At 46.5% G+C, this 1,001-nt stretch carries 1 pseudogene; it reads right to left on the bottom strand.

The features are described from left to right. A pseudogene (locus R7R78_RS24605) lies at positions 1-840 on the bottom strand (exopolyphosphatase); the annotation flags it as partial. Between the last annotated feature and the right edge of the window lie 161 nt (positions 841-1,001).

Here is a 1,001-nt window from a genome sequence, read left to right as displayed (position 1 = left end):
AATCGCAGCTAAAATCGCTACACCAGCGGCAAATACCGGTTTACGTTCATCGGTCAGGCCAGTCAACTGAATATCATCAATTGACGCGAACTCGTTTAAAGTATCAATGAGCTTACTCAGACGCTTTGCTGTAATTAAACCGTCTTCAAAGCCCAGCCCAATCAATACCTCTTGAATCGCTTTGATGGTGCCTGATGAGCCGAGTGCAATATCCCAACCTTTCTTGCGGTATTTGGTCGCGATGGACTCTAGTTTTTGTTCGGCAGCGAGCATGGCTTTGCTGAAGTTTTTGCTCGATAACTTGCCATTTTTGAAGTACTGCTGTGTAAAGCTGACGCAGCCCATCTGTTTGCTATTAAGCAGTTCTGGCTCGAACTCTTGTCCGATGATCATCTCGGTGCTGCCTCCGCCAATATCGACCACCAGTTTAGAATTAGATTCCACTTGAGTGTGTGCGACACCTAAATAAATTAGGCGCGCTTCTTTCTCTCCCGGAATAATCTCTATCGGGAACGGCATGACTGCTTTTGCACGTTGGATAAACAAATGCGCGTTTTTCGCTCTTCTTAGCGTGTGTGTAGCAGCGATGCGCACATTGGATTCCTCAAAGCCTTGCAGCCTCTCTGCGAACATCGCAAGACACTCCAACGCTCGCTCCATGGAGGCGTGACTTAAATTCAATTCACTGTCTAGGCCAGAGGCTAAACGAACCCTCTGTTTATGGCGACTGATGAGCTGTAGGTCGCTGCCGACCACCTTCGCCACCACCATGTGGAAGCTATTAGAGCCGAGATCGATCGCGGCAATGTAGCGTTCATCTTGTTCAAGTATCTGAGACATCTGACTTTTGTCTTCTTGTTTGCTTTTCTATATTTTTAAGATAGTCGTAGATGGCAACTTGTGAGCGAACTTTTTTACGGTTTCCGCGCGGTACATAGCTATTGCTCATCTCTTTGTCTATCAAACGTGCCTTTACTGTATCGGTAAAGTGGATGTTAGTT

This window comes from Vibrio sp. 2134-1 (assembly GCF_033339495.1).
Note: the sequence above shows the minus strand (reverse complement) of the source record. Positions and strands in the feature narration are given on the sequence as shown.